The 22454-nt window shown below is 50.1% G+C and carries 26 protein-coding genes; 23 read left to right on the forward strand and 3 right to left on the reverse strand.

From position 1 onward, the window contains the following. Positions 1-28 precede the first annotated feature (28 nt). The 23 genes from MCB1EB_RS06665 (at position 29) to MCB1EB_RS06765 (ending at position 14621) form a co-directional block, all read left to right on the forward strand. On the forward strand, positions 29-997 hold the full coding sequence (locus MCB1EB_RS06665) for a DUF2184 domain-containing protein (protein ID WP_126353928.1): 969 nt from the start codon (positions 29-31) through the stop codon (positions 995-997). Continuing rightward, a complete protein-coding gene (locus MCB1EB_RS06670; protein WP_045361952.1) occupies positions 998-1360 on the forward strand; it encodes a DUF4054 domain-containing protein in 363 nt (120 codons plus the stop codon). Between the two features lie 2 nt (positions 1361-1362). After that, positions 1363-1824 (forward strand): hypothetical protein, encoded by a 462-nt coding sequence (locus MCB1EB_RS06675; protein WP_045361949.1) that lies wholly within the window; start codon positions 1363-1365, stop codon positions 1822-1824. Next, positions 1814-2182: a hypothetical protein gene (locus tag MCB1EB_RS06680; protein WP_045361946.1), complete on the forward strand. Its 369-nt coding sequence runs from the start codon at positions 1814-1816 to the stop codon at positions 2180-2182. The genes MCB1EB_RS06675 and MCB1EB_RS06680 overlap by 11 nt, the downstream gene beginning before the upstream one ends. After that, a complete protein-coding gene (locus tag MCB1EB_RS06685) occupies positions 2106-2606 on the forward strand; it encodes a phage neck terminator protein (RefSeq protein WP_161566195.1) in 501 nt (166 codons plus the stop codon). Before MCB1EB_RS06680 ends, MCB1EB_RS06685 begins: the two co-directional genes overlap by 77 nt. 16 nt (positions 2607-2622) lie before the next feature. Continuing rightward, positions 2623-4146 (forward strand): DUF3383 domain-containing protein, encoded by a 1524-nt coding sequence (locus MCB1EB_RS06690; protein WP_045361943.1) that lies wholly within the window; start codon positions 2623-2625, stop codon positions 4144-4146. Positions 4147-4151: 5 nt separating this feature from the next. Further along, positions 4152-4592: a phage structural protein gene (locus tag MCB1EB_RS06695; protein WP_045361939.1), complete on the forward strand. Its 441-nt coding sequence runs from the start codon at positions 4152-4154 to the stop codon at positions 4590-4592. Beyond that, positions 4589-4984 (forward strand): phage tail assembly chaperone, encoded by a 396-nt coding sequence (locus MCB1EB_RS06700; protein WP_045361936.1) that lies wholly within the window; start codon positions 4589-4591, stop codon positions 4982-4984. The genes MCB1EB_RS06695 and MCB1EB_RS06700 overlap by 4 nt, the downstream gene beginning before the upstream one ends. Positions 4985-5010: 26 nt before the next feature. Then, on the forward strand, positions 5011-5142 hold the full coding sequence (locus tag MCB1EB_RS12520) for a hypothetical protein (RefSeq protein ID WP_269471759.1): 132 nt from the start codon (positions 5011-5013) through the stop codon (positions 5140-5142). Then, a complete protein-coding gene (locus tag MCB1EB_RS06705; RefSeq protein WP_045361934.1) occupies positions 5132-6796 on the forward strand; it encodes a phage tail tape measure protein in 1665 nt (554 codons plus the stop codon). The genes MCB1EB_RS12520 and MCB1EB_RS06705 overlap by 11 nt, the downstream gene beginning before the upstream one ends. Then, a complete protein-coding gene (locus MCB1EB_RS06710) occupies positions 6793-7533 on the forward strand; it encodes a phage baseplate protein (RefSeq protein ID WP_045361931.1) in 741 nt (246 codons plus the stop codon). Before MCB1EB_RS06705 ends, MCB1EB_RS06710 begins: the two co-directional genes overlap by 4 nt. Before the next feature lie 3 nt (positions 7534-7536). After that, positions 7537-7854, forward strand: a complete 318-nt coding sequence (locus MCB1EB_RS06715) for a phage baseplate plug family protein (RefSeq protein WP_045361928.1) — start codon at positions 7537-7539, stop codon at positions 7852-7854. Then, a complete protein-coding gene (locus MCB1EB_RS06720) occupies positions 7851-8681 on the forward strand; it encodes a phage protein (protein ID WP_045361925.1) in 831 nt (276 codons plus the stop codon). The genes MCB1EB_RS06715 and MCB1EB_RS06720 overlap by 4 nt, the downstream gene beginning before the upstream one ends. Then, complete coding sequence (locus MCB1EB_RS06725; protein WP_045361922.1) at positions 8678-9376, forward strand: Gp138 family membrane-puncturing spike protein; 699 nt, start codon at positions 8678-8680, stop codon at positions 9374-9376. Before MCB1EB_RS06720 ends, MCB1EB_RS06725 begins: the two co-directional genes overlap by 4 nt. Then, positions 9373-9720 (forward strand): contractile injection system sheath initiator, encoded by a 348-nt coding sequence (locus tag MCB1EB_RS06730; RefSeq protein WP_045361919.1) that lies wholly within the window; start codon positions 9373-9375, stop codon positions 9718-9720. The genes MCB1EB_RS06725 and MCB1EB_RS06730 overlap by 4 nt, the downstream gene beginning before the upstream one ends. 133 nt (positions 9721-9853) lie before the next feature. Further along, entirely contained in the window at positions 9854-9994 is a 141-nt protein-coding gene (locus MCB1EB_RS12030; protein WP_161566196.1) for a hypothetical protein, read from the forward strand. Next, positions 9995-11140 (forward strand): baseplate J/gp47 family protein, encoded by a 1146-nt coding sequence (locus MCB1EB_RS06735; RefSeq protein ID WP_045361917.1) that lies wholly within the window; start codon positions 9995-9997, stop codon positions 11138-11140. Between the two features lie 12 nt (positions 11141-11152). After that, positions 11153-11806 (forward strand): baseplate wedge 1 family protein, encoded by a 654-nt coding sequence (locus MCB1EB_RS06740; RefSeq protein WP_045361914.1) that lies wholly within the window; start codon positions 11153-11155, stop codon positions 11804-11806. Beyond that, positions 11803-12792 carry a gp53-like domain-containing protein gene (locus MCB1EB_RS12035; protein WP_045361912.1) on the forward strand — a complete coding sequence of 330 codons (990 nt, stop codon included), beginning with the start codon at positions 11803-11805 and terminating at the stop codon, positions 12790-12792. The genes MCB1EB_RS06740 and MCB1EB_RS12035 overlap by 4 nt, the downstream gene beginning before the upstream one ends. A 52-nt stretch (positions 12793-12844) precedes the next feature. After that, entirely contained in the window at positions 12845-13264 is a 420-nt protein-coding gene (locus MCB1EB_RS06750; RefSeq protein ID WP_045361909.1) for a tail fiber assembly protein, read from the forward strand. Between the two features lie 68 nt (positions 13265-13332). Then, positions 13333-13758 carry a glycoside hydrolase family protein gene (locus tag MCB1EB_RS06755; RefSeq protein ID WP_045361907.1) on the forward strand — a complete coding sequence of 142 codons (426 nt, stop codon included), beginning with the start codon at positions 13333-13335 and terminating at the stop codon, positions 13756-13758. 16 nt (positions 13759-13774) lie between these two features. Then, entirely contained in the window at positions 13775-14071 is a 297-nt protein-coding gene (locus MCB1EB_RS06760) for a phage holin family protein (protein ID WP_045361904.1), read from the forward strand. Then, complete coding sequence (locus MCB1EB_RS06765; RefSeq protein WP_045361901.1) at positions 14061-14621, forward strand: hypothetical protein; 561 nt, start codon at positions 14061-14063, stop codon at positions 14619-14621. The genes MCB1EB_RS06760 and MCB1EB_RS06765 overlap by 11 nt, the downstream gene beginning before the upstream one ends. 163 nt (positions 14622-14784) lie before the next feature. Here MCB1EB_RS06765 and MCB1EB_RS06770 read toward each other — a convergent pair whose 3' ends face one another. The 3 genes from MCB1EB_RS06770 to MCB1EB_RS06780 form a co-directional block, all read right to left on the reverse strand. Further along, a complete protein-coding gene (locus MCB1EB_RS06770; RefSeq protein ID WP_126353930.1) occupies positions 14785-18915 on the reverse strand; it encodes an NACHT domain-containing protein in 4131 nt (1376 codons plus the stop codon). Between the two features lie 116 nt (positions 18916-19031). Then, a complete protein-coding gene (locus MCB1EB_RS06775; RefSeq protein ID WP_126353931.1) occupies positions 19032-21617 on the reverse strand; it encodes a hypothetical protein in 2586 nt (861 codons plus the stop codon). A gap of 42 nt (positions 21618-21659) precedes the next feature. Next, positions 21660-22433, reverse strand: coding sequence for a tetratricopeptide repeat protein (locus MCB1EB_RS06780; protein WP_126353932.1), 774 nt, complete (start codon positions 22431-22433; stop codon positions 21660-21662). Positions 22434-22454: the final 21 nt, after the last annotated feature.

Here is a 22454-nt window from a genome sequence, read left to right on the forward strand (position 1 = left end):
CCCCCATTCACTTTCCAGAGATTTCATCATGTCTAATCAAATGATTGCCGATGCGCTCAACCGCACCTCCCTTTTACGCACGCCAGAATTTACTCTAGATTCATCTCACGCCCTCGCCTTCTTAACCGGCCAGCTTGAATTCGTTGAAACTCAGATTTATCAGAAAAAGCGCGCGCCGCTCGATTATGAGGCACTGATCCCTATTTCAACCGCAGCCGGTCAATGGGCCACTTCGATTACCTATCGCATGAAGGATTTTGCCGGTCAAGGCCAGCGCCATAGCGGCAAAGGCGATGATATTCCTCGCGTCGATGTTCATTATCAGAAAAATACCATACCGGTCGTCTCAGGAGCGATTGGCTATGCCTATACGTTTGATGAGTTGCGCATGTCCGCTAAATTAAACTTAGCGATTGATCAGGATCGCGCTGAAGCCGCTTTTTATGCCTATCGCGCCCATCTCAACCAGGTGGGATTATTTGGCGAAAAAGAACTTACGGGTTTATTCAACTCTCCCTCTGTCCCTCAAGTACAAGCGGGTCTCGGTAGCTGGACAACGGCGACGCCTGAACAGGTTTTAAAAGAACTCAATGAAGCGATTACGCAAGTTTGGACACAGACCAAGCGCAATAGCACACCCAATACGATTATTCTGCCAGGCTCTCACTATGCTCATCTCGCGAGCACTCCACGCAGCAAAGGATCGGATAAAACTATTTTGCAGTACGTGCGCGAAAACAACATCGCCAAAGCCGAGAAGAATATCGATATTGACTTTAGAGGCGGCATTGACCTCGATCGCGCGGGTCAAAATCAAAGCGCTCGCATGGTCGTCTACGAAAAAGATCCCGTTAACCTCGTCTTTCATATCCCCATGCCCCTGATGTTCCATGCGCCTGAGCAACGTGGAATGGAATTACTTGTTAACGGCGAATACAAATACTCCGGTGTTGAATTCCGCTATCCGAAATCGGCTTTGTATATCGACGGGATTTAAATGGCTATTACGCCCGCTGACGTTAAAGCGCGCTTTCCTGTGCTCGATGCCGTGGAGGATGCGCAGCTTCAACTCCTGATTGACGATACGCGCCCCTTCTTTAATATCGAACGCTGGGGCAAATTTTACCCGCGGGGGGCGTGCTTGCTGGTCGCTCATTTTTGGACCCTGCAGCAGAAGTTTGATAAAGGCGAAACGGCTCCGATTCATGCCGTGACGTCTCGTAAAGCGGGCGAGGTTCAGCTTAGCTATGCCTCTCCCAGCCCGCTAGAGATGCAAGATGCGTGGCTCGCGAGCACCAACTATGGCCAACAATATCTTAGCTTACGCAAGCAGGTGGGCTTTGGTGCGCTCGTGGTGTGACGATGAACTTTTCTAAATTGGATGCGCTGCTCAATCGAATCAAAGCGCTCGGGCAAAAAGAAATCTGTGTGGGCGTCATTGCTAAAACTGCGCCACGCACCGATCAAAAAGCCCGCTTCAGTAACGCTCAAATCGCTGCTGTGCATGAATTTGGCGCACCCAACAAAGGGATTCCCGCACGGCCCTTTTTAAGATCGACGTTGATTCGAAATAAGCAAGCCTATACCGATACACTCGCCACACAGATGCGTAAGGCGGTGAGGCAGAAGCAATCGCCCGAGCAGGCGTATCAGCAGGTGGGCTTTAAAGCGGCCCGCGACGTGCAACAAGAAATCCGCCACGGCTCTCATGCGCCCCTCAAAGCCTCAACGATTCAGCGCAAAAAGTCCAGCCAGCCACTGATCGATATTGGCCAACTGCACCAGTCGATCACTTCTATTGTGCGAGATGTCGATGAATCTTAAGGCGCTATTTGATGAAAGCGAGTTGACGCAACGCCTTACTCTTTCCCGCCGATATGGTCAGCATCATCCCGATCATGGCGAGTGGTTAGAACAGTATTACATGCTCGAGATCACCGCGATTGTCTATCCCGCAGGGCAAGATGATTTGCTGAAGCTGCCCGAAGGCGAGCGCTATTTGCCCGCGATTCGGATTCTGAGCCTAGACCCTTTAGTAGAAGGTGATATTGCGCTGCATCAAAACCATCGTTGGCGCTTAACTCAGCTCTCTAATTTTGCTCACTATGGCTATTACGACGCAACAGCAGTTCGACATGAAGGCACTGCGCAGCCTACTACGAGAGGTTTTGTCGTTACCTAGTGGTGCTGTACGACCGAGCTATCAGGCTGGGCCCTCCGGCACTGAACCCTGTGTGATTGTTTCTGTGCTGACTTCGGTTGAAATCGGCACCACTCGACGAGAGTTTGATGGCGCACATGAAATAGAGCGCTTAAGCACTGCACGGCTGACCACCGTATCGATTGAAGCCTTTGGCAATAACGCCTACGCACTGATGCAAACGCTCACGACACTGTTACAAGCCAGCTCGACTCAGTCCATGCTGCGCACCCGCTTAAACGCCGGTTTAGTCACCCTCTCGCCGTTACGCGATTTAACCACGGTGATGGGCTCAGGACCTGAAGAGCGCGCTCAGTTTGATGCCACTTTCTCGCATACCCATATCGTCGACATTGAGCAGCACCGGATTGAGCACGCCTCCGTTCTGACTCGCTCAAACATTTAATTTTTGGAGAATTTATATGGCTACTTCGCTGCCTCTTAGTGAAATTATCAATGTTCAATTGAACGTCCAACCCCTCGCCCCGAGCCGACGGGATTTTGGCGTGTTGAATCTGATGACCCCTGAAGCCGGTCAGGTGTTTAACGATGCCCATACGCTGTATGCTGAATATGCGAATGCCAACAGCGTTGAGCAAGCGTTTGGCAGCCATAGCACCACCGCTCAGGCCGCTCGCCTCTTCTTTGCTCAAACCCCACGCCCTAAACGCCTGGTGGTTTCGCGCTGGGTCCGTATTAAACGCACGTTAGCGGCCACTCACTCTAAACTCTATGGCGGACCGATGACCGCCACGTTAGAACAACTCAAAGCGATCTCTGTCGGCTATTTCTCGATTAAGGTCGGTTCCTCTCTTAAAAACTACTCCAAAATCAATCTCTCTAGCGCCAATACGCATGAAGAAATAGCAACCCTGATCACCGCTAAGACCTCCGCCGATAAACTCACCGTGCGTTGGGATAGTACAGGGCACCGCTTTATCGTCGAAGCGGATCAAGCCGGCGCAAGTCGCACATTAAGTTTAATGAACAGCGATGGGCAGCCGCTGACGGTAAGTAGCTCGCCCTCTTATTTGGGCACTCTACTCAAATTGGATAGCGCGGATGCCTATTCAGTCGCCGGCACCGATGCGGTCACCCTTGAAGCGCAGTCTCTCACCGAAGCACTCTCACAGCTTGAGGCCCGCTTTAATCACTGGTATGCCCTTAACATTCTTCACCCCTTAACTGATGTCCAAATCAAAGAGGTGGCGAATTGGGTGCTCGCTGCCGATAAAAAGATTTTGGGGTTGACGACTTCCAACCCTCAGCACCTGGAACCCAATTTTTTAAATGTATTTAAGCAGTTGGCCGATCAGAAGAATGAACGCGTCGTCGCTTTGTATGACAAAGATAATCCCCATGCGGTCTTAAGCTGGCTCGCACGCGCTTTATCGGTGAACTTCGCGGGGAATAACACGACGATCACGATGAAGTTCAAGCAACTTCCTGGCGTCACCCCGCATCCGCTCACGCTCACTGAAGCCAGTCAATGCAAAGCCTTAGGGATCAACTATTACACCTATTTCGATGAAACCGCGATGGTTGCCGAAGGGACGGTATTAGGCGGGCGCTTCTTTGATGAGGTGCACAGCCTCGATTGGTTTGTTGATGCCGTGCAAAAAGAAGTCATCGCTACGTTACATCGCAGTCCTACGAAGATTCCGCTCTCCGACGCAGGCACGCATCAGCTCTTAGCGGCCGTTGAAAGCGTCTGCCGCGAAGGCGTGCGCAATGGCGCGTTTGCCGCAGGGGTGTGGCGGGGTGATCCGTTTGGGCATTGTCACACCGGCGAACGGCTTGAAGAGGGCTTTTATGTCTGGGTCGATACCGTCGATCGCCTCTCCAGCAGTGACCGTGAAGCCCGCAAAGCACCCCCGATTCAGGTGGCGCTCAAACTCGCTGGCGCGATTCATGCCGCTGACATTCTTGTTAATTTTGATCGTTAATTCCTATGAGTACTATTTTTAGTCCCCGTGACGTCTCTGTTTTAATCAATGGCGTGCGCCTCGCCGATTGGAGCGACGGCAACGATGTGATTCAGGCTAAATTGAATGCCGATGCTGGCAGCTACACGATGGGCGCGAATGGCACCGGCGTATTTATTGCGAATCCCGATCAATCCGGCACGCTCACCCTCAAAATCAAGCAACATAGCCCAGACAATCACTATCTGGATCGCCTCTTTAAACAGCAGCGCTCAACCCTTAAAACCTTCACGCCGATGACGCTCTCCATTGTGGATTTACTCAATGATGACAAAGTCAGCGGCCTCAATGGCTATTTCACGACCTCACCCGACTATACGCGAGGCATGGGCCATAACGCGGTCACCTGGACGCTGGTGTTTGAACAACTCACGATTACTTTAGAAAAAGGATTGGCTCGCTCATGAACACGCATCAATTCGAACTGGATAGCATCACGTATCGCATGACGCCCGCGAACGCGATGGCGGGCTGGACCGCTTTAAAACAAGCCGGCAAATTACTCGAAGGGATTAAGGTTTCCCAAGAGAGTCATCTTGAAATCGGCACGCTCTTAGCTCATTTAGGCAGTCCGCAAGTGGCTGAGATCGAACGTCTGATTTATGAACATACGACTGTTCAAGCCAATCAAGATAAACCTTTTAGGCTCGCCCATCAGCTTGAGACCCATTTTAATCAGCACCGCTCGCACCTCATTCGCATTTTGCTGGAAGGCTGTAAGGTGCAATTCGCCGATTTTTTCAAAGGGGGCGCTTGGAACAGTCTAAGCGCCCTCATGCCCACTCCGGTTCAGACCTAGTTGACTGGTTTATTTGGCTGCCCATCATGCGCCAATTCTGCACCCTGAATGAACTGCGTTCTGTGTATACGTTGTCTGACTTGGTCGAGTTTCATCAGACCATAGCGCAGTGGGACACCATTCAAACCAAACTGACTCAAAACACCCATGGTCGTTGATGAATTTCTCTTTAAGCTCGGCGTCGTAGCCGATTTGAATCAGGCTAAACAGTTCCGTAACACCTTGTCTGATGTCGCCCGCAAAGCTTCGGTAGCCTCTGCCGCTGTGGGCGCATTGGCCGGAGGCCTCACCGCTTTCTTTGCCAAAGCGTTGAACGGCCTCAATACGCTGAATCAAGCGGCACGCGAAACCGGCGTTAGCGCTGAATATTTGCAGCAGCTCGGCTTTGCTGCGGCGCAAAATGGCGCTTCTCTTGAAGCCGCCACGGCCTCCGTGCGCGGACTCTCTAAAGTCATTGGCGAGGCGGCCGATGGCATAGGTCGGGGCGCACGCGCCTTTGAGCATTACGGCCTCTCAGCTAAAAACGCCAATGGTTCGATTAAATCCGTCACGCAGATGATGGGTGAATTGCAAAAAAAAATGCAACGCCTCTCTGATCCTCAACGCAGCGCCTTTTTACAAAAGATGGGCATTGATGCGGCGATGGTGCAAACGCTACGCCTATCCAAAGCTGAACTGCACGAGCTGATGCAAGAAGCGCACGATTTAGGCATTGCGACCCAAGAGCAAGCTGATAGGGCTTCTGCCTGGGGGGACGCCATGGCCCGCGTAAATTGGATATTTAAATCTTTACGTACGCAAATTGCGTTGGGCCTAGCGCCTCAATTGCTTTTACTCGCGGATCGCTTTAAAGCCTTTTTGCTCCGTCATAAAGAACTCATTCGGGATGGACTGCGTCGATTCATTGACATCCTGTTTGCTGCCGTACAAGCGCTGGTTCATACAGGGTCTGCGATGGATTGCGTGATCCGCCATACGATCGGATGGAAAGCGGCTCTATGGGCATTGGTCGGTGTCTTAGCCTGGGTCAAGCGCGCAACGATGGCCGCCTTTATTGTTAATCCCGTTGCGTGGCTCGCTGCGGCTATCGCAGGGCTAATTGTCTTGATCGATGACTTGATGACCCATCTCCGAGGCGGTGAAGCCTCTTTGGCCAGATTTTGGGATTGGCTTGGAAACGGGATCAACTATGCCCAAGAAGCTTTTGCTCAATGCTGCAACTATTTAACTCGGTTTCAAAAGACGCTGGCGCAGGTAGCCAGCAAAATTAAAGCTCTTATCAATTCAACCTGGGCACAGCTCGATCAATTGATTCGTCAAACTTGGAAAAGCCTTTTAGCCAAAAGTACCGCACTTGTTGCCCGCCTTAAAACGCTATTTCTCTCGCTCTTGGAATCAGCTCGCACGCTATGGACGAATATCACGGATGGGATTGCATACGCTTTTGAAACCGCGTTCAATCGCGTACAGCGCGCCTGGGATAGCGTCTTTGGATGGATCTCTAAAGGCTGGGCTAAACTGCAAGCGAGCTTCCGTTGGATGGGCGAAAAACTGAATCTGACCCAGGGAATCGATATTGCTCAAGCCGTCAACCTGGCTTCGGCTTCCGCCCATCCAGCTGCGCATCAAAGTAACACTGTGACCCACCATACGACACATCATGCGCAGCGCACTCAGCAACAGACAGTCAATCAAGACATTAAAATTCATATCGCCTCTTCCGATCCCATCGCAGCAGGCCGCGCCACCGTGGATGCGCTGCGTCAACAGCGCATCGCCACGCATAATAGCCACAGTGCCGCCAAACTATGACGGTCTCGGTGCTACACCGCCGCATCGGCACCGTCACGCTGGATGCAACGCTCGCTGAGCAGCATCAGTCGGTTTTACGCATTTCTGAAAACCCGATTGAATCCGGTGCGCTGATTGCCGATCATGCGGCGCTGGAGCCAAAACAAATTACGATCACAGGCATTGTCACCGATTACCAGCCACCGATTACGCACCAGGCAGGAGTGAATCGCGCATTTTTGCGCCAAAGTCCCGACTTCTTTAATCAGCTCCCTTTGCCGACCGAAGTCAAAGCGGTCACGATGCAGGCCGCCTCGCGGATGCAGCGCGAACTAGGCTCGACACACGCCCTTCAGCAGTCAATCGCTGACAGCCTAGAGCAAGCGCGCCCTCTCGTTCCCTGGCTGCCAGCCTGGAGCGGAATCGATTCCAGCACAACGCAAGAGCGTGTGCAGCAAGTCTATGATGCCCTACTGGAATTACAACGGTCCATTGAGCCGATCGAGATTCTAACGGGCGCTAAGCTGTATTCCAATATGCTCCTCCAGTCCATCAGCCTAAATCAGATGCAAGATGGCATCGCTGAATTCACGATCACCTGTCGGGAGATTTTAATCGTATCGACACAATCGATCGCCGGCATTCAGCGCCAATCTGGCCGCGCCCGCAAGCAAGCCGCCGCTAAAACGCAAAAAGGCAAAGTGCAACTCCAGCCCGCCGATAAGAAGAAGTCTTTGCTGAAGCATCTATTGGGCTAAGCCATGCATCTCATCCCCATCGATTCCGCGCCGTATCAAGAAATGACGATTGCGTTTAAAGGGCATGCGTTGCGCCTCACGCTGCGCTACAACAGCCTCGCCGATTATTGGGCGATGGATGTCTTCGATTTAAAGCGGGATCGCTATACCGCCCAGGGGCTGCCGCTGGTTGTGGGTGTGCCGATTTTATGGCGCAGACCGGTTGAGTATTGTTTCATCCTCACCGATGAAAGCGGTATCGGCCTCGATCCAGTCGGCGGGGAAGATTTAGGCCAGCGCTGTTTCCTGTATATCGTTGATAAAATGCAGATTCCTCTATGAAACAATTTGGCCGACGCTATCAGTTGGCGCTGGGCAATCCACACGATGGGTTATTCATTGATGCGCTGCGCGTCTCCTTTGACATCACCAAAACCATTGACGCAAAGCCCAATCCCGCTCAAATCTGCATTTGGAATCTGAATCGCACGCATCTCAATCAGCTCTTAAGCGGCACGTTTAAACGGATCGCTTTATCTGTGGGCTATGCAGAGCTGCGCTTGCTCTATACCGGCGACATCCTTAAAGCCACTCTGCAACGCGATGGACTGGATTCTATTCTGGTGTTGGAGTGTGCGGATGGCGATACCGATTATCGTACTGCGCGTGTCTCGCTTACTTTGAAAGCGGGTACATCCGATCAACAGGCGATTCAGCAGCTTGCGCAATCGTTGGATCAAACCCAACTCGGTACGGTGGCTCAAGGACGGCCCAATAGCTTACCTCGGGGGCGCATCTTTTGCGGCAATACCCGCGATGCATTGCATCAAATCGCTCAGGCCAATCATGCCGACTGGTCAATTCAGGATGGCGAATTGCTGATGCTGCCTGCCCAACAGGTGTTAGCGGATGAAGCTGTTTTGATTTCACAAGATACCGGCATGATCGGCGCGCCTGAAGCGAGCGAAGACGGGCTGATCGTCACCACTTTACTGAATCCCGCCGTCCGCATCGGCGGCTTAGTGCGTGTGCACTCTGTCACCGAATCCTTCAATGGCGATTATAAAGTCGTCAGCGTCTCGCATTGCGGCGATACCTATGGCGATGAATGGCTCACAACAATAACGGCTGTAGGCGGTGCCTTTACGCCCATTAAGGATCCATCATGAAATGGCATACCCCTTCCCTCGATGCCGCTATTGAAGCCAGCATCACCGCCACACTTAAAAAGCTGCATGTCGCTTTGCCAGGTCGAATCGTGAGTTTTGATCCCAGCACGCAAACCGCTTCCGTGCAGCCCTTGATCGAGCAGATTTTACAGAACGAGCAAGCCGCGCCTCTGCCTATGCTCACCGATGTGCCGGTGCACTTTCCACGCGGCGGGGCCTTTGTCATGACCTTTCCGATTGCGCCAGGCGATGAATGCCTCATTCTCTTTGCTGAGCGATGCATCGATGGCTGGTTTGCCAGTGGGCAATCCAGCATTCCACTGGATTATCGCCTGCATGATCTCTCCGATGGCTTTGCGTTAGTCGGGTTTTCTTCTTTACCCAAAGTGATTCCCGATTTATCGAATGACGCAATGATGATGCGCACGCTCAATGGCAGCGCTTACTTTAAATTGGATCAGGCGGGGCATATGACGATCAAAGGCACCCAATTGACGATCCAATGCCCTGTCGTCGTTGAACAGCTTTTAACCTACCAAGCAGGTTTGAGCGGTACCGGCAGCGCAGCCGGCACCACCATTAGCGGCACGATCTCGCATAGCGGCGGTGAACTCATTTCCAATGGTGTGACGCTGCACGCTCACCGGCATGACGGCGTCAAAGCCGGTGGGGATTGCTCAGGTGGCCCACAATGAAAGTGCGGCGGCTCGATGCCAACCATGACTGGACCTTTGGACAAGGGCGAGCCAATTATGCAACCCTCGCTGAATCGGTCGCCCAGCGCGTCAAGTCTCGCTTATTGTCGTTTCAGGGTGATTGGTTTTTGGATTTAGAACATGGCTTGCCTTGGTTGCCCCACTTTGAGCGGCCTGCGGATTTGCGGCAGATTGAACACCTTGTGAAACGCACGATTTTACACACGCACGGGGTGCGCGAGCTGCTGAATTTAAAGGTGGAATGGGATGCCAGCACTCGCCGTCTAACGATGACTGCCCAGCTTAAAGATCACGATGATCAATTGATCAACATCACGAATTAGAGTCACCCCCAAAAAGCAAAAGCCCCGAACTGTAACCAGCAGCCGGGGCTTTTTTGTTCCCGCTTTTCAAACGAAACAAAAACATATGAGACATAAGGATATACGATTGACTTTCAAAATACTAGGAATATCGATGGAAACTGTCAATATCAAACCCAAAGAATTACGCAAAATATTACAGCTCGTGTTAGCGAGTCTCGCTATTTGGCGCTTGCCCGACATCATGACCGTCTTATTTTCGGGTATCTGCGCCCTTATCCAAACAATACGATAAATGGCTCAACTCACCGAACAAGGCTTCATCATTGAGCGATTGGATGCCAATCTCGCTCAACTCGATGCAGGCTTTCGCACGATCTATGGCGCGGACATCAATACCGAGCCGGATAGTCCTGATGGGCAAATCATTGGCCTCATCGCCCAAATCAAAACCGATCTGGAAGAGCTTGCTGAATCCATTTATAAAGCGCTCGATCCTGAAGCTGCCAGCGGCGTTTGGCTTGAACAGCGCGTCGCCTATGCCGGACTCACGCGCAGGCAAGCACGCCATAGCTATCTCCGCAATACGATCTTGACGGGCGAACCAGGCACAAGCATTCCGGCAGGCGCAGCCCTCACCGATCCGCATCATCGCCGTTGGATTGTCGTGACCGATACCACGCTGAATGAAAATGGCTCGGCGCACGCTGATTTAAGAAGCGAAGCACTTGGTGCCTTTCCTCTGCCCGCCCACACCGAACTCACCCTCGAAACGCTTTTTTTAGGCTGGCGCTCAGCTCAAAGCAGCCAAGCCGCAGAAGCTGGAGAAGAGGAAGAAACCGATGCTGAATTGCGACGCCGGTTCTTTATTAGCCGTGCAAAAGCGGCTCAAAACTCCGTCGATGGGATGATCGTTAAGTTGCTTCAACTCGCCGATGTTCGCCAAGCCGTCTGTTTAGAAAATAACACGGATCGAACCGATACGAATGGGGTACCCGCGCATAGCCTCAATATTATTGTAGAAGGCGGCTCGGATGCCGAGATTGCCCAAGTGATCTTTGAGAATAAAACCGCTGGCACAGGGCTACGCGGCGCAGTGCAAACGCACATTCTCGATAACAAGGGTATGACGCGCTCAATCCGCTTTGATCGGCCTGCGGTCATCGCTTGTGCTGCTTATCTCGAAGTGCGACGCAATGCCCATTTTACGGCGGTCGATGTCGAGGCAATTAAAGCCACTCTAACAAAAACCGCGTTCAGCATTGGCGAAACCGTGCTGCTCTCGCGCTTATACAGCCCCATCAATACCGTACAGGGGTTTTGGGTGGAAACACTCAACATTGGTCGACGCTGCACACCCCTCGCCGCCAACAATATTGAAATCGGCGTGCGCGAGATGGCCCGCTTTGCGGCTAACGATATTGAAGTCGTCGTGCTCTAAAAATCACACACCATGTCTTACGAATCACTGCTTATTTGGCAGTATAAGGGCAAGCCTAAAGCGCATGCCACCGCACAACTGATCGATCACTATTTTAGCGACACATGGCGCGGCCTCGCCGATTTACCCAATGCGCTCCATATTGAGACCGCTTCAGGCAAAAACCTAGACCTGGTAGGCCAACATGTCGGGCAATCTCGCATTTTAAAAGGACTCGCTCCACGCCACTTATTCAGCTTTGAACGCGCACCAGGCGCTAAAGGGTTGAGCCGAGCAGGTTTAGGCGGCGGCAAATGGTATCGCAAAGGCGATGTCATTACCGATTCCGTCGTGCTCGATGACGATGATTTTCGCTTTCTCATCAAATGCCGCATCGCCAAAAACCATATGACGGGCACCATCCCTGACATTACACACGCGCTGGATTTTATCTTTGGCGGGCAAGCCGCTGTTTATGACCAGTACGACATGAGTTTCACCGTCACCATTCGCAGCGATCAAATCACTGCCTTTAAACGCTATGCGATTCGGACTTTAGATATTCTGCCCCGACCCGCAGGCGCCAACGTCAACTATGTCGTTTTAGCCAACATTACCGCTTTCGGATTCGCCAACTCACCTGGCGCATTCGCTTTTAACCATGGAAAATTTGCGAGGTATTTATGACCCTTTATCAACGTCCTGATGAACACGTCTTTGCTGAGGGCGCGCGCCCTGGCGAAGTCCAACCCTTTCCCGATCTCTCCAGAGGATGGGGTATCGCCTTTGAGCAAACCGGCGGCATCCCACCTATGGAATGGTTCAATTTTATCGGCAAACGCACTGATGAAGCCATTCGCTATCTGATGCAAAGAGGCTTGCCTGAATGGTCCGATACTGAAGAGTATCCCGAAGGCAGCTATATTCAGCACGGCGGCAAAACCTATCGAGCCAAAGTAGCAAATCAAGGCAAAGTGCCTTCAACTGGCTTAGCCGAATGGGAAGAATGGGGCCTTACGCGTGAAGCCCTCGACGCACACTTTCATCCCAAAGACGGTGAATTGGCTTGGCCCAAAATCACTAAAACACCCACCACATTAGACGGTTACGGTATTACCGATGCCGCTACCGCTCAAGATGTGCAAAACCGCTTTTCCGAAATCCAACAGCGCTTTCATCCTAAAAATGGTCCATTGCCTTGGGCAAAAATTTCTGACAAACCCTCAACGCTCACCGGATACGGCATTACAGATGCTGCGCCCATTGCTAACCCAGCTTTCTCCGGCCAGCCTACCGCACCCACTCCGTCAGCTCAAGACAGGAGTACCCGTATCGCTACCACCGCTTCCACCTGGGCCACCCTTCTTAGCCTGTTCACTGGGCCAAACCGACAATCCTTTCAAGACAACGGATTCCAGAAACTTCCAGGCGGCCTCATTCTCCAATGGGGTTTCACCTCTACCCACGGCAATGGAATGTCTAATGTGATTTTCCCTGTCAAGTTTTCAACGAAATGTCTGGCCATTCATGGCACTCATCTCGGCACTGGATGTGCAACCGTCATCGAATATGTCGGGACTCGAACCAATATCGGCGCCACATTACGCACTCTCGATGAAAATGCCATGACCCGCGCAGGATGGGGCCTTCATTGGTTTGCTATTGGACATTAATTTGCCCTCTCATGTCTATTCTTCTGTTTTCTATTTAAACCCACTTCATAGTATGACTTTTTATTATTCAAAATCAGAACCCGGATTTTACTGCGTCGGGATACATGGCGATAACATCCCTAAAGATGCTGTCTCTATTACTCAAGAAGAGCACACCGCATTGCTCAATGCCCAATCCAAAGGTAAATGGATCCAGTCTAATGAGAACGGCTACCCAGTGGCTGTTGACCCGCCTCCACTTACCCCTGAGGAGTGGGCCGACATTAATTTACGCCGTCGACAAGCTCGGTTGAGTCAAGCGGCTTTAAAAGTTGCTCCTTTACAAGATGCCGTAGACCTCAACATCGCCACGGATGACGAAAAACAACTTCTCAAAGAATGGAAACTTTATCGGGTTGCTCTCAACCGCATTGAGCAGCACTCTAGCCTTTCCGCCGAGATCGAATGGCCTAAACCGCCTGATGAGAATTGAATCCATTGATATTGTGTCGACCGCCTTAGAGCGGTCTTTTTTTTCGTCTACACACTTATAAAAAATTCATGACCGACACCTTTGACAGGGCCGCCCTCCTAGCCGAACTCAAACGCGATGAAGGCGAGCGCTTTAAACCCTACTTCGATACCGTCGGCAAAATCACTATTGGTGTTGGGCGCAATCTCACCGATGGTGGCATCTCTCAGAGCGAATGCGAAATGCTTTTACACAACGATATTCAAAATACGCTTAGATGGCTGGATCGGCATTTACCGTGGTGGCGGACTCTGGATGCAGTACGGCAACGCGTACTCATTAATATGGCTTTTAACCTGGGCGGCCATCTTCTGACCCTTGTTCATACGCTCGCAGCTACGCAACGCAACAATTATGCAACTGCAGCTAATGAAATGCTTGCTTCAAAATGGGCGAATCAGGTCGGCGCACGAGCACTGCGCTTAGCCAATATGATGCGCACCGGAAAAATTTAACGCTCAATATTAAAAAATGAATCTTCACGAACATGATCGAACGTTTGTTGCCACGCTTGCTGCGATGGGCGCGGTGATTGGGTTTGGCCAGCTGCTCACCGGTGGCGAGAAAATCACCGCTCGACTGATTATCGGGCGCATGATCGTGGGGGCGGGTTTAAGCGTCGCTGCCAGTTCCATCCTCATGCTTCTACCTGAACTTTCTCCGATCGCTGTCACAGGCCTCGGCGCAGCACTCGGTATTCTCGGCCAGTCCTATCTAGAACTGGCTGTGCAACGTTGGTTAGGCAAACGCTCGAATCATGCTGAATAATTGGATGGCCGCTCTATTAAGACCATTGTGCATTGCAGCAACGGCCTTTTTCTTTGGCATAACGTGCGCCGGTTCTTTTTACTACGGCCCACGTATTCAAAAAGAACGCTCAGCGTTGGTGCACTATAAAGCTCAGCTCGCCACGGCCCATGCCCAATTGATTGAAGCACAAGCCAAGGTCGTCATTCAAACTGAAATTCAATACCGCGACCGCATCAAAATCGTCAAAGAAAAAGGCGACGCCATTATCAAGGAAACCCCCATCTATGTTACCCAAGCTGATAATGATCATTTTAGCGTTAGTGTTGGCTTCGTGCGCCACTACAACGCCGCTTTTACCGGCGAGCTTGCCGGAGCTCCCGCCAAGTCTGACCGAGAACCCGCCGGAATTTCGATTGCTGAGATTGCCGAGGTCAACTCCCATAACGCCAGTGTCTGCTGGCAATGGCGCGAGCAAGCGCTTGGATTAAGAGCGTTTTATCGGCAGCTACGGCTACAAAGAGATGCGGTAACTTCTTCTCACCCTATTTCAGGAAAACTAGGGGGTTAAAATAGTTAAACTTTCCTTTAAACAGATGTCTCAGCGGATCCTTCTTCCTCAGAGGATACTTCACCAGACTCTTCCGATTCAAGGAATATTTCGTCCTCGAGGATGAGTTCATCAGAGACTTCTGGCTCAGTTCTCTGTCCCTGCTCAAAGCGTTCAATTGGCGCTATCGGTCAGTCAGACTAAAATCCTGAGTTCTTTGAATAGACGCATCGGTTAAATTCAGATCGTTTTGAGATGCATCTTCTAATTCAGAGGGTGGGTTTATATTGGATTCGCCAGAATTTTCTCCGGAAAATGCTGCCACATTTCCCCGTTTTTGTGCAATCAAGCGGGCATTCATCGGACTTAAGCCTTCTCCCCTTTCGCCTTCTCCCCTTTCGCCTTCTCCCCTTTCGAATGACGCACCGACGAGGGTAAGTACGGCTTGATGTGATGTCCAGCTTAAAATGACCCGGTAGTCTTCCCCATTCTTTTCCACCTGCCACAGGCGAACTGCTTTATCGCTCCCACCGGTTGCCAGTATCATCGCGCCTTCTACTGTCTTTTGCCACGCAACCGACTGAACACCCCCGTTAAAACCTTTAATTGTCGCCACCCATTGTTTTGAGCCTACCAACCATAACTTCACATTCCCATCACCTCCCCCAGAGGCCACCCACCTGCCGTCTGGCGAAAAGCTCACACTCTTTACCATCCCCCCATGATCGTAATATGGGGTAACCCTCTCCATATCATAATCATAACACTCGTGCCCAAATATACGTCTATCGAGCTCACAACTTTCCGTCTTTTTGCTTTCTACGTGCCATAGCCTCACCGTATTGTCTTCACTCCCAGAGGCTAACCATTCTCCAACTGGCGAAAAACTCACACTCGATACCTGACTATTATGAACATTTCTCGACTCGCCCACCAGCTCGAACACTTCATCTTTCCCCCCCCACAGTATCACCCTCCGACTCAATTCTCCAGAGGCTAACCAGTTCCCGACTGGCGAAAAACTCACACTCAATACTTGACTACTATGATCTCTCAACGTGTGCCACGACTCGGACGATTCGTTTCTTACGCGCCACAGCTTCACAGTACAGTCCCAACTCCCTGAAGCCAACCACTGCCCATCAGGCGAAAAGCTCACACTAGACACACAACCATCATGTTCCTCATACGTCCGCACCAGTTTGCGTGACTCGTTTTCTACGCCCCACAGCTTCACAGTACCGTCATAACTCCCAGAGGCCAACCACTGCCCATCAGGCGAAAAGCTCACACTAGACACACCCTTACTATGTCCTTTATACGTGTGCGCTAACCCGCATAGCTCGCTTTTTACATCCCACAGCTTCACAGTACCGTCCCAACTCCCCGAGGCTAACCACATATCGTCTGACGAAAAGCTCACACTACTCACTCCACCATTATGTCCTTCATACCTGTGCTCGAGCTCACGCAATTCGCTTTTTAAATCCCACAGCTTCACAGTATGGTCATCACTCCCAGAAGCTAACCATTTCTCATCTGACGAAAAACTCACGCTAATCACACAAGCACTATGCCCTTCATACGTATGTACCGGTTCGCACGATTCGCTTTCTACCCGCCACAGCTTCACAGCACGGTCACCACCTCCAGAGGCTAACCAATTCCCCTGTGAAGAAAAGCTCACACTAGTCACTCTACCGTCATGCCTATATATGCGTTTCAGCACCAGCAATTCGTTTTCTAGGCTCCACAACCTCACAGTCTTGTCATCACTCCCAGAGGCTAACCAGTTCCCCTGTAACGAAAAGCTCACGCTATTTACCGTATCACTATGTGCTGTATATCTGAGCGCGTCTGACTCGCGCGAGCCGCTTTTTACATGCCACAGCTTCATGCTATTGTCATTACCCCCAGAGGCCAACCACGTCTCGTCTGACGAAAAGCTCACGCTATTCACTCCACCATTATGTCCTTCATACACATACTCCGCCCCAGGCAATTTACTTTCTACGTTCCACAGCTTCACGCTCCCATCAATCCCTCCAGAGGCCAACCACATATCGTCTGACGAAAAGCCCACACTCATTACATCTCCATCATGCCCTTCATACACACACTCCGGCTCGCGAGATTCGTTTTCTAGATTCCATAGACTCACGCCCCCGTCTCCACTTCCAGAGGCTAACCATTTCCACTTTGACGAAAAGCTCACACTAGTCACTTCCCATTTGTGGCCTCTATACCGACGCACCGGTTCTAAAGAGCTCTCAGCCTGGTACAAGCTCTCAGCCTGGTATAGTTCAATCAGGCCACACGGAGCACTCTGCCCCTGTCCCGTTCCAACTGCCAACCAGCCTCCATTAGAGGAGAAGCTACACGCTCCAACAGATTCTTTGAACTCTAACGCTGGCTTTTCCCCAAATTCAACATCAGCTAGCTTTGCTCCATTGAAATTGGCTTCACGTAACCACGCGCCTCGGAATTTCACTTTGCTTAAATCTGCACCTTCGAATCTGGCGTGGTCAAATACCCCATAACTTAAATCTGCCTCCGAGGCATGAATATTGTCGAAATTCACTCCATTGAATTGCACTCCTGCTCTGACCAAAATTGTCAGTGCATTCGCCGCTGCGGTTTGAACCTTTTCTTTTTTCGTCTTTGAATCCTCGACCCACACGCGTAACTGTTGTTCGAATACTGGCTCCTGTTTCACGCGCTCTGCTAAAAATTGAAGTACCGCTGGGTCTTTATTAATAAGATTTAACGTATTGAACTTGATATCTTCTGCGTTATTTTTCCCAGTAGATTCTTCAATTTCGCCCCATATTTTCCGCGCCGCAAAATAATCACGTAATGATTTATGGATAAACCGATATTCCTTGCCCAAATCATTTGACCCGCTCTGGCATATTAACAACGAATTTAAGCGCATCAACACTGTGCTAGTTTCCTCATCACCTAATAATCGTCTGCGCCAATCTCCCTCTGGAGCAGAGTTATTTTTTTTCCATTTCGCATAAGCGATAGCTTGATAATGTGTTGTTACTTCCCGAGCTTGGTACATTTCCAATGCAAGCTCTTGGCTAAAATCCATCCCAAAACCCTCAAAGCCTGCTCGCTCCATGTCTTTAAACTCTTTTCTTTCTTTTGAACCAACCTCAAGTATTTGGTTTAGCCTCTGTTGCGAACGATCAAACCAGCTTTTTACAAACTGTTCATAAATTGCAATTCGAGTTAAGCGCTGATTCTCTACTTGGTGTCTTTGGCTCAATTCAGGCAACACGCTCAAGGTTATTTTCAGCAAAAATGGATTACTCACCAACTCTTTCAAGCTCGGCTCTTCTAATTCTTTTTTATATTTCTCTGCGCCCCACAAAGCATGGGGGTGCATTTCGCTATATCGATCAATATACCGCTTTATCGTTTCTTCCGAAAATGGTGCCAGCCGATATTCCTGTAACGCGATACGCTCACCTGACGGATGAAATTTGTATTGATAGTTTGACCCTAAGTATTCTGGACGGCTGCTGATTATGATTTTCGAGCCTTTCCAGTCATCTAACTCATTATCTTTATAAAATACCTGCTGACGATGCTCGATCTCGTCAAATCCATCCAGGATTAATACAAATCGATGTTTATTTTGTAACTCTTTGATCTGCTCTTTTGAGAACCCCTGTTTCTCAAAAAAAGCGCTCACCAAATTCCGACCCGGCCCTGACAAGCTTGATAGCCCTATAAATACCGGAATTGGCATATTTTCTGACTTACCGCTCTGGACATAGGTCTCCCACACGCTAACCGCGAGATCTCGGTTAAACGTCGACTTACCTGAACCCGCTTCGCCCAGTAAAAGTAAGACTTTTTTGTCGGAGTTCAAAAAATCTTGAACCTTGCTTTTTAAATCGAAACGGGTTGAATCGTAAAGTCCCATCCCTTCTGGTGCTACATAATTCGACAACGCATCTTTAATTTCGTTATCTTCCTGTAGACCTTCTAAATACTTTTCTCTCAGCTTTTCAATAGCCACATCCAAGTTAACCAATGGCTTAATATTCGGTTGCAAGGCAAAAATATGCTGCAGCATTAGCGTTTCTAGCAACTTGGAATCTGAAGCTGCTAAATGTATATGGCTATTCGCTGTATTGTTATTGCCAATGGTTAAGTTATTTATAAAACCATTACCAATTTGGACTTTACTTTCACTTGAGTCATCGGTTCGTGCTTGCGTGTTAGAGAGGGCGGAAGCTAATTGAGAAAAATATGAAGGTGAAGAAGGCTGCGTGCTTTGGTTTGAGATACTCGGCAACATAATAATTGTACCTCTCGACTTGTTTGGTATGCCATTGCACTACCCATTTAGCTTTGCTCGCTCTCAAGCTAGGCTCATATAGGTAGCGCATTTTGGCTTGAATCAGTTAGACTGATCTACAAACCTTCGAATTGTTTCTTTTCCATCTTTTGGGTCGTTGGATCAGAAGCCAGCGTAGAAGCGGGACTTGAACCCAAGTAGACCGTGTTTTCGTTATTCTTGCCTGATATCGCACTACTGACTACTCCCCCGATTGATTGGAACACGAGTTTCTCCCCTCTTGCCTGAGAACGCAAAGCAAGCGCAGAAAAAGCAGCCGCTAAATCCTGAGAGGACTGCACTTCTTGGCTTGCTGTCACCAACTGCGGATCCAACGCTGTAAGGTTACAATGCGTGGTGCTCTTGTTACCTGAGCCTTCCATCAGTGCATTGCCTACACCACGACCTATTTGCACCACAGTTCCCTCGTTTTCCTCTGGTAGTAAATGCATGCGCTGTCTCCACTCAAGCTCAAACAGCATGGGTACTATTTCGTACTTCATCTTTTCGAGCTGCTGCGATATCTGCCTTACTTTTTCGTTGGAGGCGAAGAGAACGGTCGCTGCGTCGTCTAAACCAAAGGATCGGGCTGGTTCAGTCGTCGTATGACCTTGCATCGCTCTATACATCTCAAGCGCCACCTTGATTTCACCACTCTTCTCTAAGTTTCCTAAATAAACGTCTTTCTGCTCTTTAAGATCTGTCAGTAAAATAGTCAATGAGGCTAAGTCAGGAAGCGGCAATTGCGTTTGCTGCTCTAGCAGACTCTGCATTTGCTGCATCCGCTGCTCTATCCTTTCTTGCGTCTGCTGCATCTGACTTTCTAATACGGCTTGCATTTGTTGCTTGAGGTTAGGCAGCTGCTCTAACATAAGGCTCATTCCTTCTAGCTTGGCGGGCATCTGGTTGAGATGAATATCCCCCCGCACCTTATCTAACAATTCCGTGCCTAACGGCTCCTGCCAGAGAGAAGACCAGACAGGAACGTAATCCTGGCCACCCTTTGGTAGAGGTTGCTTTAAGCGCTGTAAGGTGGCCTCTGCCATCTTCACAACGCGCTCGTGCCCGCCCCAGTGATCCTTGTGTTGCATAAGGCTTTCTAAAAATTGCTCCGCGCCTTCTTGCATTTCGGTACCCGGGTGCGTGCGGGCAATTTGTTCTAGACGATGACATAACCCTTGCAAGAATTTTTCGTCCTTACAATACCGAGAGTCGCGCGCGAGTTTCTCGAATGCCACCCACTGGTTTTCTTCAAGCAACAGATCAATAAACCGTAGCGCTCCATACCATCCATGCGGGCGGTTGAATTGCTCAACCCCTTCGCTAGCCGATTGGTACGCCGTCGTCAATGCCTCGACGGTAACTTTTGCTGCATCGCCGACTTGGCCTATCGCGAGCGCCACGTCGCGCGCGCCGATAAACGCCTCTTCGAATCTACCCAGAGACTCTTCTAATTTATCCACATCAAGATTTTTAACCGCAGCGGCCAAGTTTAAAACCCCCATCCCTACATTAAAGGTGTGACGTAATACGCTCCGCCAAACGGCTTCATCATTGGGAATATGCGCCAATGCCTGACGCGCATAGCGTGCTTGCCAAGCCAGCGACGGGTCAGAATGGTCGATTAATCCATAGAACATGGCGTAGAGCGGAGCTTGCACCTCCTCGCGGTTGATACCTTTCACGCCCAAACACGTCATCACATCCAGCAACTGCGAAGACGTTTGCAGCAAGGTCTGACACTGGACCTTATTGTCTTCTTTATGCACTTTATCTAAGCGCGCTCCAAGAACTTCAAGTGCTCCCACTAAATCCCCGGAGCGCACTTGGCTTAATAGCGTTTGTGGACAGTGCCGGAGTATCACAGCCAGTCCTTGCGCCACCGATACATTCAGCGAGACTGATTGGTTCGCGGACAATGCATTCACCGTTTGGCTCATTAACTGCTGGTACAATTCAATATCCGCTATCGATGCGAGCGGCACAATTTCTCGTACCAATTCGAAGTAGTCTTTAGTTTTAGTCTTTGCAAAAACCTCGATTATGCTGCGGGCAAGTTGCTTAAACTGTTTTTCTTGTGCTTCAGAAAGATAGCCTTGTTGCAAACACCAAGCTAAATGCCTGGTGTCGACAAGCTGATCGGGATCAGTTACAGGATCATAGATTTTGCCGAGTGCAGGCAGTGTCAAATTTTGATCTAGCTTAAAAAAGTGTGCGATGGGCTGAGGTGTCGATGAAAACTGTTGTTTGATCGAACCTTGAGCTTCCTCCACTTTTAACACAGATTTCCCAGGGGACAGCGTATCTGACAGTAGTCCAGCTATTTTTTGCTCCACCTCATCCGCACGCGAATTGTATGGTTCAATAGTAGCCTTTTTATAGCTAGCGAGTGCTCGTTTGAATAAATTGTGAGCACACAGGATATCTTCTCTCACATAGAGCTGACCGCGCTCCTGATAAAGATCGCCTCGCTCCACATAGACTGTGGTAATGGCGGTGTTGATCTCTTGAGTACGTGGGGTGCCCTTCTTAAACGCGCTTTTCGCTCGATTGAACTGGCTGAGCGCAAAATCAAACTCATTTTTATCTCGGTGCTCATGAGCGTTCTCCACAAGAGCTGTGCCTCGTTGCAAAGCAACCGCAGCGTCTATTTTCCCCAACATGATCATCTTATTTCTCCTGTTAGTGTTAAATGGACTTGAAATTTATCTTTCCATTTCCTCCTCAGGTGGCTGCGGTAACTCTTTAGATTGTTGCTTTATATCGCCTGGGATTGCCGGGGCAGAGGCCACTGCAGAAGTACTGCTCAAACCATATGTCACGGTCACCTTATGATTCTCGCCGGCTATTGCGTGGCCAACCACGCCACCTGCAGATTGAAACACTGTTTTTCTCCCTTTTACAGCCGGCAACTGGGAGAGCGCAGAAAACGCAGCCGCCAAATTCTGAGAGTGGTGCCTTTGGCTTTCCGCTAATAACTGCCGATCCAAGGCCGTTGGATTGTAGTGCACGTTGTAGATATGACCCAAGCCCTCTACTGCACCGCCAGCCAAACCACCTGCGAGTTGCATTACAATTTCCTCTCTTTCCTCATGCGCTGCTTGCGAGGAAAATGATAAGGAAGATAATTTCTGCTTTATCTCCTCATTCGGGCAATACGGCCGAGCTTTCTCATAACTGGCGCGCGCCTCTTCGATCCTGCCACAATTGCGTAAAATATCTCCGCTTCCAAAGTAAGCTCGCACAAGACCCACTTCAATATCTCGTCTTTCATCATAAGAGAGTGCTTTGTTCTGAAAGAGCGCATCGCTAAAGCTTTTTTGTGCTTCGTTAAATGAATTGAGCGCGTCTTCTGGATTTTTCTGGCGCTGCTCCTCAGCACGCCTTAAAGCACATTGGCCTTGTTCTAAAAGGCTCAATTGCGGTAAAGTGACAGTTTGGGTTGGGGCTGAAGCGCCTATGCTTTGTATGTTGTTCATATCAATCTCCATACCTCTTTG

Origin of the sequence: Mycoavidus cysteinexigens (assembly GCF_003966915.1) — a bacterium.
Lineage (GTDB): Bacteria > Pseudomonadota > Gammaproteobacteria > Burkholderiales > Burkholderiaceae > Mycoavidus > Mycoavidus cysteinexigens.

Excerpts from the sequence above, each read along its gene's own strand:
- MCB1EB_RS06665 (WP_126353928.1), top strand. The coding sequence starts at position 29 with ATGTCTAATCAAATGATTGCCGATGCGCTCAACCGCACCTCCCTTTTA.
- MCB1EB_RS06760 (WP_045361904.1), top strand. The coding sequence starts at position 13,775 with ATGAATCTTCACGAACATGATCGAACGTTTGTTGCCACGCTTGCTGCG.
- MCB1EB_RS06675 (WP_045361949.1), top strand. The coding sequence starts at position 1,363 with ATGAACTTTTCTAAATTGGATGCGCTGCTCAATCGAATCAAAGCGCTC.
- MCB1EB_RS06730 (WP_045361919.1), top strand. The coding sequence starts at position 9,373 with ATGAAAGTGCGGCGGCTCGATGCCAACCATGACTGGACCTTTGGACAA.
- MCB1EB_RS06775 (WP_126353931.1), bottom strand. The coding sequence starts at position 21,617 with ATGTTGGGGAAAATAGACGCTGCGGTTGCTTTGCAACGAGGCACAGCT.
- MCB1EB_RS06685 (WP_161566195.1), top strand. The coding sequence starts at position 2,106 with ATGGCTATTACGACGCAACAGCAGTTCGACATGAAGGCACTGCGCAGC.
- MCB1EB_RS06680 (WP_045361946.1), top strand. The coding sequence starts at position 1,814 with ATGAATCTTAAGGCGCTATTTGATGAAAGCGAGTTGACGCAACGCCTT.
- MCB1EB_RS06670 (WP_045361952.1), top strand. The coding sequence starts at position 998 with ATGGCTATTACGCCCGCTGACGTTAAAGCGCGCTTTCCTGTGCTCGAT.
- MCB1EB_RS06725 (WP_045361922.1), top strand. The coding sequence starts at position 8,678 with ATGAAATGGCATACCCCTTCCCTCGATGCCGCTATTGAAGCCAGCATC.
- MCB1EB_RS12520 (WP_269471759.1), top strand. The coding sequence starts at position 5,011 with ATGCGCCAATTCTGCACCCTGAATGAACTGCGTTCTGTGTATACGTTG.
- MCB1EB_RS12030 (WP_161566196.1), top strand. The coding sequence starts at position 9,854 with ATGGAAACTGTCAATATCAAACCCAAAGAATTACGCAAAATATTACAG.
- MCB1EB_RS06740 (WP_045361914.1), top strand. The coding sequence starts at position 11,153 with ATGTCTTACGAATCACTGCTTATTTGGCAGTATAAGGGCAAGCCTAAA.
- MCB1EB_RS06765 (WP_045361901.1), top strand. The coding sequence starts at position 14,061 with ATGCTGAATAATTGGATGGCCGCTCTATTAAGACCATTGTGCATTGCA.
- MCB1EB_RS06750 (WP_045361909.1), top strand. The coding sequence starts at position 12,845 with ATGACTTTTTATTATTCAAAATCAGAACCCGGATTTTACTGCGTCGGG.
- MCB1EB_RS06705 (WP_045361934.1), top strand. The coding sequence starts at position 5,132 with ATGGTCGTTGATGAATTTCTCTTTAAGCTCGGCGTCGTAGCCGATTTG.
- MCB1EB_RS06755 (WP_045361907.1), top strand. The coding sequence starts at position 13,333 with ATGACCGACACCTTTGACAGGGCCGCCCTCCTAGCCGAACTCAAACGC.
- MCB1EB_RS06690 (WP_045361943.1), top strand. The coding sequence starts at position 2,623 with ATGGCTACTTCGCTGCCTCTTAGTGAAATTATCAATGTTCAATTGAAC.
- MCB1EB_RS06710 (WP_045361931.1), top strand. The coding sequence starts at position 6,793 with ATGACGGTCTCGGTGCTACACCGCCGCATCGGCACCGTCACGCTGGAT.
- MCB1EB_RS06695 (WP_045361939.1), top strand. The coding sequence starts at position 4,152 with ATGAGTACTATTTTTAGTCCCCGTGACGTCTCTGTTTTAATCAATGGC.
- MCB1EB_RS06770 (WP_126353930.1), bottom strand. The coding sequence starts at position 18,915 with ATGTTGCCGAGTATCTCAAACCAAAGCACGCAGCCTTCTTCACCTTCA.
- MCB1EB_RS06780 (WP_126353932.1), bottom strand. The coding sequence starts at position 22,433 with ATGAACAACATACAAAGCATAGGCGCTTCAGCCCCAACCCAAACTGTC.
- MCB1EB_RS12035 (WP_045361912.1), top strand. The coding sequence starts at position 11,803 with ATGACCCTTTATCAACGTCCTGATGAACACGTCTTTGCTGAGGGCGCG.
- MCB1EB_RS06715 (WP_045361928.1), top strand. The coding sequence starts at position 7,537 with ATGCATCTCATCCCCATCGATTCCGCGCCGTATCAAGAAATGACGATT.
- MCB1EB_RS06700 (WP_045361936.1), top strand. The coding sequence starts at position 4,589 with ATGAACACGCATCAATTCGAACTGGATAGCATCACGTATCGCATGACG.
- MCB1EB_RS06735 (WP_045361917.1), top strand. The coding sequence starts at position 9,995 with ATGGCTCAACTCACCGAACAAGGCTTCATCATTGAGCGATTGGATGCC.
- MCB1EB_RS06720 (WP_045361925.1), top strand. The coding sequence starts at position 7,851 with ATGAAACAATTTGGCCGACGCTATCAGTTGGCGCTGGGCAATCCACAC.